The sequence below is a fragment of the Sporomusa sp. genome (assembly GCF_057736855.1).
Genome location: NZ_JBYKYF010000097.1, coordinates 1 through 9,890, shown reverse-complemented (window position 1 = coordinate 9,890; position 9,890 = coordinate 1). Strand labels below are relative to the sequence as shown.

Annotated in this window: 9 protein-coding genes and 1 pseudogene; 8 read left to right on the top strand and 2 right to left on the bottom strand. The window is 40.5% G+C overall.

The window, feature by feature from the left end; genetic code table 11:
• Window position 1 precedes the first annotated feature (1 nt).
• Window positions 2-109, bottom strand: a pseudogene (locus tag AC29Z1_RS08260) (integrase core domain-containing protein); the annotation flags it as partial.
• A gap of 152 nt (window positions 110-261) precedes the next feature.
• Here AC29Z1_RS08260 and AC29Z1_RS08255 point away from each other — a divergent pair.
• Window positions 262-366 (top strand): IS3 family transposase, encoded by a 105-nt coding sequence (locus AC29Z1_RS08255; protein WP_488270983.1) that lies wholly within the window; start codon window positions 262-264, stop codon window positions 364-366.
• Between the two features lie 600 nt (window positions 367-966).
• Here AC29Z1_RS08255 and AC29Z1_RS08250 read toward each other — a convergent pair.
• Complete coding sequence (locus AC29Z1_RS08250; protein WP_488270982.1) at window positions 967-1,878, bottom strand: AraC family transcriptional regulator; 912 nt, start codon at window positions 1,876-1,878, stop codon at window positions 967-969.
• Window positions 1,879-2,153: 275 nt separating this feature from the next.
• On the opposite strand from AC29Z1_RS08250, the gene AC29Z1_RS08245 reads away from it, so the two are divergent.
• From AC29Z1_RS08245 to AC29Z1_RS08215, 7 genes are all read left to right on the top strand, one after another.
• Complete coding sequence (locus AC29Z1_RS08245) at window positions 2,154-3,092, top strand: NmrA family NAD(P)-binding protein (protein WP_488270981.1); 939 nt, start codon at window positions 2,154-2,156, stop codon at window positions 3,090-3,092.
• A 107-nt stretch (window positions 3,093-3,199) separates the two neighbouring features.
• Window positions 3,200-3,658, top strand: a complete 459-nt coding sequence (locus AC29Z1_RS08240) for a VOC family protein (protein ID WP_488270980.1) — start codon at window positions 3,200-3,202, stop codon at window positions 3,656-3,658.
• Between the two features lie 344 nt (window positions 3,659-4,002).
• Window positions 4,003-4,236: a hypothetical protein gene (locus tag AC29Z1_RS08235; protein WP_488270979.1), complete on the top strand. Its 234-nt coding sequence runs from the start codon at window positions 4,003-4,005 to the stop codon at window positions 4,234-4,236.
• A 273-nt stretch (window positions 4,237-4,509) separates the two neighbouring features.
• The gene (locus AC29Z1_RS08230) at window positions 4,510-5,214 is read left to right on the top strand and encodes a MerR family transcriptional regulator (protein WP_488270978.1); all 705 of its coding nucleotides are present in this window, start codon (window positions 4,510-4,512) and stop codon (window positions 5,212-5,214) included.
• Window positions 5,215-5,704: 490 nt separating this feature from the next.
• Window positions 5,705-6,847: a two-component system sensor histidine kinase NtrB gene (locus AC29Z1_RS08225; protein ID WP_488270977.1), complete on the top strand. Its 1,143-nt coding sequence runs from the start codon at window positions 5,705-5,707 to the stop codon at window positions 6,845-6,847.
• A 116-nt stretch (window positions 6,848-6,963) separates the two neighbouring features.
• On the top strand, window positions 6,964-8,181 hold the full coding sequence (locus AC29Z1_RS08220) for a L,D-transpeptidase family protein (protein ID WP_488270976.1): 1,218 nt from the start codon (window positions 6,964-6,966) through the stop codon (window positions 8,179-8,181).
• Window positions 8,182-8,434: 253 nt separating this feature from the next.
• A partial coding sequence (locus AC29Z1_RS08215) for a 5'-3' exonuclease H3TH domain-containing protein (RefSeq protein WP_488270975.1) occupies window positions 8,435-9,890 on the top strand: 1,456 nt, incomplete at its 3' end.

Sequence of the window (9,890 nt, the reverse complement as noted above, 5' to 3'; positions counted from 1 at the left end):
CTCACGCAATCATAGTTTCTGAAAATCCACTTTCAGCCGGGGTTAGATACCCCAGCGATTGATGCGGCCGTTCCATGTTGTAGTAATGAATGTATTGACCAATACCGTAATAAAGTCGAGCAAGAACTAAAGTTTAAATTATCGTATAGTCGCAAAGGGTGCCTATATTAACAATGCGGTAATTGAATCTTTTCATGCAATAATCAAAAAGGAATTGGTTTACACTACCACCTTTTTGACGTAACAGCATGCATGTTTTAGATTTTCCAATATATTGAAGGATTTTATAACCGAAAAAGGATTCACAGTAAACTTAATTATCTGTCACCTATACAATTTGAACAAAGCATAAAAAATGTTGCCTAACTCAACCTTTTTGTGTCCAATCTATCGACGTAAATCCAAAAAAAGACCTGGCTCATGTAAGCCAGATTTAGTGTCCTTTGCTTAATATAGCTATTCTAAAACCAGATACAACAGTTAAAATGGTTAGTGTTGCGGCTATCATATAACCGACTGGCGTCCGAAAGTGAGTATCTTGGGGTTGCCTAATTGCCCTGATGTCGGCAAAAATATTGTTTATTTCTCGTTCATTAAGTGGAGAGGCGCACGACGATTTTGCTTCATCTGGTGCGGAATCCTCATCTCCGGTTGATCGAATTATCGTTGCGGCAAGGTTCTTTTATCCACCTCATGGTGTTATATATATCAATACATGTTATGTAACGATTGGTTAAATGTGACTCATATCTAAACGTACGTGAAAATCAGTTTTTTAGTTATAAAAATAACCAGAATTGTTTTTAATATAGTAGCTAAAGCGAAGGAAACAATAGAACCGTCCTCTTGTATCTTAGATGGGATTAATAAAAATATCAATAACCCCCGCCCATGATAACCTGTAAACACCCGGTATCTCGTCAACATACGATTTCCTGGGTGTTTTGTTATGCAGAAAAATTAGTATTAACTCAGACTAAGTGAATTCCGCAGCTGTTTCGCATCACTTTTTGGTGGCAGCCCGAACATGCGTGCATATTCACGGCTAAACTGGGAAGGGCTCTCATATCCAACCTGAAAGCCTGCATCGGCAGCATTTATTTGTGACGACAACAAAAGACGGCGTGCTTCCAGCAAGCGTAATTGTTTCTGATATTGCAGGGGACTCATCCCCGTAAATTGCTTAAAATGACGGTATAGAGATGCAATACTCATATTGGCGGCCATTGCTAAATTCTCAATATGCAGCGGTTTAGCAAACTCTTGCTTGATAAGGCGTGTGACTTCCACGATTTTTCGGGCGTGACTGTTGCTTATTCCGATTTGTTTTAATAAGTCCCCTTGTTCGGCTTGAAGAATACGATAAAAGACCTCCTTTATTACTAGGGGGGCAAGCGCCGGAATATCCTGCGGCGTCTCTAGGAGCCTGACTAGCCTGCAGCATGCATCCAATAGAGGAAGATTGATTTCTCCCACAAACATGCCTCGGTGTGAATCGCTTTCCATACTCATGGAAAGGCCGGCATTTTGGACAATGTCGAAAATCAATTCCGGTTCAAAATGTAGGCTCATACATAATAGGGGATTTTGGGGATCGGCCTGCGTGATTTGAGCAATGTGCGGCAAAGCCAACGATACCACTAGGTAATGGAACGGATCGTAATAATAGCTGTTTTCAGCCACCATGAACTTCTTTGCTCCCTGAACAATAATGCACAAGGCCGGCCCTTGAACCGCATAAACTGGGCCTTCAAGGTAGGAGGTGCGAGTAAAGTACAAAGAAGCAATCGCTGTCGAATGACTTCCGTCGGTTATGGCGTATCGTTTAATATGTTGAATCAATTCTGTCTGCTTTTCCTTAATCTTATCTACATCCATACTTGTAGCTATGATTCATTCACCTCTTTGTTCGATAAATACTAGGTGAAATTTTCTGCTTGGCATATTCACATTTTAATATGTTTGATAGAATTAGGCAATATTTTGAGTAAAATGATCTACCGCCCCAAGTTTTAAATAGCGGATAATAAGGGTAATCGCTCCGTCGTACTTTGTGATTTTTTTGTGCAAAGTACTGCGGAAAATATTGAGAGGGGGAAGACCGAAGGCCATTGAAAAAATCCATTGGAGCAAAATCATTAGGAGGGAACACAATGTATGTAATAACAGGTGCAACTAGCCGAACAGGAAGTGTCGTAGCAAATTACTTATTAGAGAAAGGAGAACAGGTAAGGGTGCTTGGCCGGGACGCAAAACGGCTAGCTACATTTGCCGACAAAGGCGCCGAGGCCTTTGTTGTTGAGCCAGCGGACCAGGCAGCGCTGACGGAGGCGTTCACTGGGGCAAAAGCAGTCTATGTCATGCTCCAGCCAAACTATATTCCTACAAGCAACAACTTTCGCGCCCATCAGGACCGGATCATGGATGCAATTATGCCTGCTTTGGAAAAAGCAAAAGTAAAATACGCCGTTTCATTAAGCAGTTGGGGCGCTGATAAACCTGAAGGAACCGGACCCGTCGCCGGTCTCCACCAGCTTGAGCAACGTCTGAACCGTATTGACGATTTGAATGTGCTTCATATACGTCCAGGCTACTTCATGGAAAATACCCTTTCCCAGGTTGACAACATTCTAGCTCGTCATACAGCAGCAGGTCCGTTTAGTCCTAATGTAAAGTTTCCTTTTATTGCTACACGGGACGTCGGCTTGGCCGCCGGAGAGGCTTTGTTGAAACTCGATTTTCAGGGCAAGAAAATCCGTGAACTTCACGGAAGCCAGGACCTTACAATGCTCGAAGTTGCCGCTATTATTGGAAAAGCCATACAACAGCCCGATTTAACTTATATTCAGGAATCCAAAGAAAAAACCCGGCAGGATTTGCTGGACCTCAATTTTTCCGAACACATCATTCAACTTATTCTCGAAGTGGCAGACGCAATGAATTCCGGCCATATAAAAATGTTGGAGCCACGCTCGCTAGAGAACTCGACGCCCATATCTTATGAAACCTTTGTCAACGAAACGCTACTGCCATTGTATAAACTAAAGAAACAGGAACAACTAGTTGTGAGTCAGCTTACTGCAGATGTTTAGGATTTAGGATATGGTGCTATTCAGGCTTTCGTGGTATATGTAAGAAAAAATGAGCGAGAAAATGTTGGCATTTTTTTGTGTGATCGATTCTCTAAGGAGTGAATGCCATGGAGAGTAAAATTAAATACGTATATTCAACTCTGGTTGCAAAAGAGTGGAGAAAGCTGGCGAATTTCTACATTGACGTATTTCAGTGCCGGCCATACTCAACTGAATTTGATTTTTCAGGCAAGTGGCTGGATAGACTGACTGAATTGAAAAATGCAAGAGTTAACGGAATTCAGTTGATTTTGCCAGGTTATGAGGATGGTCCTGTTATTGAAATCATCAGCTATGATCAAACCAGTTTAAGAAAATACGATATAATACCTAATATTCAGGGGGTTACTAGTTTAGTATTTCATGTAGATTCAGTTGATAATATCCTGCAAAAGGCTCTGGCCTATGGTGGTCAGCAGATAGGTGAAACCGTAACAGAAAAGATTGATAATCTAGGAAATCTTACGGCAGCCTATATTCGCGATCCGGAAGGCAATATCATCGAAATAATACATTTGGTTAAATAGAAAGACTGATTGTTTGCCTCTTAATTTCTAAACTTTTGAACAGCAATAGTTGATGCCACACAGAAACTGAACAGACTGTATTTTACAATTAATGCTTTACTTAGAGAATCGGCTAGATGGGTAGTGGTTCGAGACCGAAAAAAATTTTTTGTAAAAGATGAAAAATCTTCCTGAATGGCAAGAATAGGGTTAAATCTATTCGAGTCGGAAAGGAAGATTTTTAATGTCAGCAATACTTAAGGAAGTTATCAAGGATCTGATTAGGTACAAAAATTCAAAAAGGAAACAAAGGGACGGTTCTAATGTTTCCTTAAAAGACGCAAATGCTATCAACAAAATATTAGGTGGGAAAAATACTGAGAACTGTCCGTAAAATAAGCAATAATAGATTATATGGCTTGGTCAGTCTAAAATTCGGAGCTCAATTAGGACTTGAGGCAATTCGCTCAGCAGGACTTTTGAAGTTTTTGCAGTCAATCCATATTGATAGCATGGATGCTGGAGATTTGACATCAAAAGTAAAGAGTTATGCTGTGCTAATGATATCCATTGCAAATAAAAAACTTGGAAGCCGTTAGGTATCGAAACTTGGGCGTTATCTGGTATGATGCATATGCCGATAGCAATACAGTAGAAACCTCACCGAGTGGAAATATCCAAGAGATGCCACTAGCAGCAAGTATTGGGGCAGGACATTCCGGATTGCGGTTGGTGGATATAGAGATAAGGTTAGAACGGAAAATGTTGTATTGATTGGAGTACGCGATATAGATCCGGAAGAAAGAGAATTCATTTAGTCCCTTGACTATTGAGGCTGTATTAATACTAATATAGCACGAAATCACTGTCATTTGAAAAAAAAGAATGAATATAAATATAATTTTGGTATTTTTTTACAAACGTTCATAATTTTGGCAGGAAATTTACCCGATAACCGCGAATATAATCGCAACAACAAAAACGCGGAGGGTGGTTTTATGCCAGAGTTGCTTAGTATCAAAGACATATCGCAAGAAATTGGTATTCCACAGAGCACGTTACGCTATTATCGCGATTTATTTATGGAGTATTTGCCGGCTACTGGTGAAGGAAAAAAGAAGCGATTTTATCCTGAAGCCATTGAGGTTTTTAAGACCATTGCAAAAGGTATGCACCAAAATAAAAATGCTGAGGATATTAGTCGTGAACTTAGTCAACGATTTCCTAGATTTATCGAAGTTAAATCTGAATCGCAAAATGGCAGCGCAACAACTTCGCAAGAAGGAGATTTTTCCCAATCGCAAGGTTTATCAGCATTAACTCCGCTTGAAGGTTCTACGATAATGGCGGTTATTGCATCGCATAATCAGGCCTTGCAACAAATTGCAGCAACCATTAGTATGGTGAATAGTCAGCAGGAAGAAATACATGATTTAAGACAAGAAGTCACTAAGCTTGAAGAACGGATCGAAACAGAACTGACCGGGCATTTTCAACTGATAGATGCAAAATTGCAACAAATGGCGCAGGAAAAAGAAAACAAGCCAAAGTCGTTTTGGCAGCGACTATTCGGTTAGATTGACTGTACAATATATTGGTCATTATAGAATTTTAAATAACGCAGTTTGTAGGTGCAGGCGGCGAATGGTGAGGTCTGCTAATTCTAATGTATCGGATATCCTTTGTAAAAGGCAGTGAGCCAAGGCATTAATTTGCCAAGGACACTGCCTTTTACTAGTTTTGCAATAAGTTTAGTATATGGAAATATTTGTAAAATAATAGAATTTCTTACAAATATTGTAAAATAGATAAAATATAGTTCTTTTTGTGTAGAAGGATAAACTCGCTAGCTTTAGTTAGGCAACTCATTGTGTCGAAATAGGCGATCGGCTAACTGTAAGCAGGCTAAGGTTTCACAGGCTCAAGCTATTAATTTCGACATGTATATCTGAGAGAGTGTCGGTTTTTTACGAAAACTAATTCTGCTAATTTAGCAGGAATTACAATAATTTACAAGAACATTTAACAGCACCAAATCAAAAGATAGTCATTAGGAGGGGATCGACAATGTCTGCGGCAGAGGCTCTTAATAATAAGATAGTGTACCTAAACCGTGAGGATGACTGTCATGATTGTTTTGATACTACTGTAGGAATTATTTTTATAGACAATGATCTTAGATTAAAAAATCTCAACCGTGAAGCGGAAAAGATTTGTGGTATTGATAGAGCTAAATCCATAGGAAGACGAGTAGATGATGTATTTAAACATCATGGTGAAAAATTTTTGCAGGTATTTCATATGGAAGAATATGAAGATTTAAGTACTGTCAATTTGAAGCTTAAAGTAAAAGACCAGTATATTTATGCTCATATTGATACTTTGAGGCTTAGAGGTTCTTCTCGGGAAGCAAGCGGTTTAATTGTTATTATCCAAGACTTATCTGCTGTACGGGCCGCAATCAAGCAGATACAGATAACGCAGATGCTTATGTCATTGGGCGAATTAGCAGCCGGGGTAGCCCACCATGTAAGGACGCCGTTAACTACAATAAGCGGGTATTTGCAAGTCATGCTCAGTCGGTTGGAAGATGATCAATATACGGTAGGACGGGATGTCCTAGAGATGATGCTGGAAGAGGTCTCTTGCATTAATAATGTGGTAAAAGATCTGATATTGTTTGCTAAGCCACCAGTTAACAAAGAAAACAATATCAATATAAACCGCGTCATTGAAGAGGCGTTGCTTCTGACTTTTAAACAACTTGGTGCTGAGAAAATTGAAATTGATAAACAACTGGCATCTGATTTGCCAATGCTTACTGTTGACAGCAATTTAATTAAACAGGCTATTGTTAACATTATGCAAAATGCTATTGAAGCCATGCCGGAGGAAGGTGTGCTGTCAGTAAAGTCTTGGATTAACTCTGAATTAAGCATGCTGGTTATTGCAATCAGTGACACAGGTCCCGGAGTTCCGCCAGACATTATGCCTCGGGTATTTGAACCGTTTTATACCACCAAACTTGAGCATATGGGACTTGGCTTACCGGTAGCCCACCGGATTATTAGTGAGCATGGCGGATTTATCAATTTCGCGCCACAACATTTAGGAAATTCAGGTGCTCATATTCATATATATCTTCCCATTGTTGACGAACGTAACCGGCGGTTGCGGGTAGTGCATCAACAGATACTTAATCTTCAATAATAATATTCGAGCGGAATTTTATGTGAGTTGAAGGCAACCCGAAGGGTAATATCTGAGCCTACACTCTTCATATTATGATACTGCTACGAAAAAACGATATGAAGAAGGGATGCTGAATGTTATTTCGGGTTGCAGTGTGGTTTTATCTGCTATTATTAGTACCAGTAACAAGCGGTTTTGCCAGTTCAAATGCAAACCTGGGGGCGCCAAGCCTTATTGTAAATTTGCCTAGCCGAACCATTGAATTCTATGTCGGTGATACGTTGGTGAAAGAATATCCTATAGCTATCGGCAAACCGGATACGCCAACTCCTCTTGGCAATTATTTTATTATTTCAAAAGAAATTAATCCTGCATGGTATCCTCCGGACCAGCAGGGGAATGTGGTACCCTCAGGACCGTCTAATCCGCTTGGCTACAGGTGGATGGGAATCTGGCATACTTACGGAATTCATGGTACCAATGCACCCTGGTCTATTGGCGGGGCGGTATCAAATGGTTGTATTCGTATGTATGAAGAAGATGTGGAAGAGCTTTTTGAAAAGGTTAACTATGGAACGCCAGTACGGATTACTTATGACAGGGTCAAGGTTCGGGCAAATTCTACTGGCCAGATACTATTGTCTGTGTATCCTGATGTCTATGGCTATCGCGCTGTAACTGTACAAGATATTAGAAAAAGACTTGATGTTTATAAATTAAACGATTTTGTTAGCGATGAGTTCCTGCGAAATCTAATGCAAGAACCTAGTGATAAGCAGGTGGTTATTGCGAGCCCATTTGCTATTAGAGTAAATGGCAGCTTACTGAGTGAGCGCGGATTAATGGTGCAAGAGGTGCCGTACATTCCTATTTATTCTTTTGCCGAGATGTTGAAACAGAAAATAGATTGGGATGAAAAAACGAAAACTGTTCAGAAGCAAGCAGGCAGTGTATCTGGCGTTATTAGAGGAAATACAGTATATGTTTCGGCAACTGATGTAGCAACGTTATTTGGCGGTATGCAAAGCTGGCATTTCGCAGAAAATACCTGGAATTATGATGGGTTAGCGGTTTATTTAAACGATAAGCCAATTCGATTGGATGTAAAACGAATTCAGGGCATTTTGGCGGTACCAGCGCTAGCATTAGCCGAATATATGGGGCTAAACGTAACCTGGGATGAGAAACAACAAAGTCTAATCATTAACGATAAAAACGAAAATATTACTGTTTCGGTTGAAATGATTGGAACAGTTCCGTACATTCTGATCACGAATATATACCAACATTTTGGTGCCTACGTGTATTGGAATGAAGCAGCTAAGACATTGGAATTTACTTACCCTTTCTAAATATAAAAAAACTTCGTTAGGTTGTCATGCAGATGTTGAAAGTACACAGGTCACACAAACCTCTGCGCGGCAATATTTTTTTTGCAGAATTTACAAGTGAGTAGGTGTTGCATAAAAATAGACAAACTTTGGTCATTTCTTTTCAAACTATTACATAAGGTTGTCAGGTATTTAAGAAAATAGAGAAGGGATTTTGTGTTTAGTAGCCAATAATGATAGATTGGACTATATTCGTATATAAGGTGGTGGGCTTATGCCCCAAAGATTTATAATCATTGATGGCAGCAGTTTAGTGCATCGTGCGTTTCACGCGCTGCCCATGCTTCGTACGGCCGATGGGCTGCATACCAATGCAGTGTATGGGTTTACAACCATGCTAGTGAAATTGCTGGCCGATTACCGACCAGATTTTTTAGCGGTGGCATTTGATAAAGGACGGGTTACTTTTCGAACCGAAACGTATTCGCAGTACAAAGCACAACGGCAAGCTACTCCTGGGGAACTATCCGAGCAGTTTCCGTTACTTCACGAGATGTTACAGGCATTTGGCGTGACAACAATGGAAGTGGCTGGATTTGAAGCCGATGATATTATCGGCACACTGTCAGAAAAAGCTTCAAGCCAAGGATATGAGGTTCTGATTGTAACTGGTGACCGTGATGCTCTTCAGCTTATCGGGCAGGAAACCAAGGTGCTGCTTACCAAAAGAGGCATCTCAGATATGGAGATCATGGATAGCGCAGCGCTCAAAGAAAAGTATGGACTGACGCCTGCCCAGATTATTGACATGCAAGGACTAATGGGAGACAGTTCGGACAACATACCTGGAGTACCTGGCATTGGTGAAAAAACAGCAGTCAAACTGCTGAAACAATTTGGTTCACTGGAAAATGTGTTAGCTAATATTGATCAGGTATCAGGCAAAAAGCTGCAGGAAAATCTTCGGCAATTCTCTGAGCAAGCCATTTTATCAAAACAGTTGGCTACGATTGTTCGTAACATGGATATTGAGTTTATCCCAGAACAGTTCGAGATTCATCCGGATAAGCAAACGATTAAAGAATTGTTTGCTAAATTCGAATTTAAAACCCTGTTGGCAAAAGTGGATACGTTGTTTCCCGAAAGCATGGATAAGAATTGCATTGAGATGCAGACGGCTGATATTGTACTTAGTGCACCTATTATTGCTGCCAGCCAGGCAGATGTTGCGGCTGTTTATAACCGGGTTAAGCAACAGGGATGTATGAGTTGTTATCCAGTATCGCCTGGCCATTCACCCTTAGCGGGTTTGACTGGCCTTGCTGTTACTTGTGCTGGGGAAACTGTCTACATACCACGAGATGCAGAAGGCTGGGGCATTGTTTTTGACATGCTGGCTGACAACCGTATAACGATAGTTGCCTATGATGCGAAGAAACTATATAATCTTTGTCAGTCAAACGGGAGAGACATTCTGGCTCAGGTGACAGATGTCCTTATTGCCGCCTATTTGCTTGATCCTACGGCTTCTACCTACCCAGTGGATGTTCTGGCAAAAAAATATTTGAATCATAATTTTATTTTGCCTGTTGGGGACAAAAACTTATCGCAAAAGCCGGAATTTGCCGTCTGGGCCAGTGGGATTGTCGGGCAACTGCAAGAAGTAATGGCACAACAATTGGAAGATGCTGGCTTAACTAAGCTGTTTGAATACATTGAAATGCCGCTAG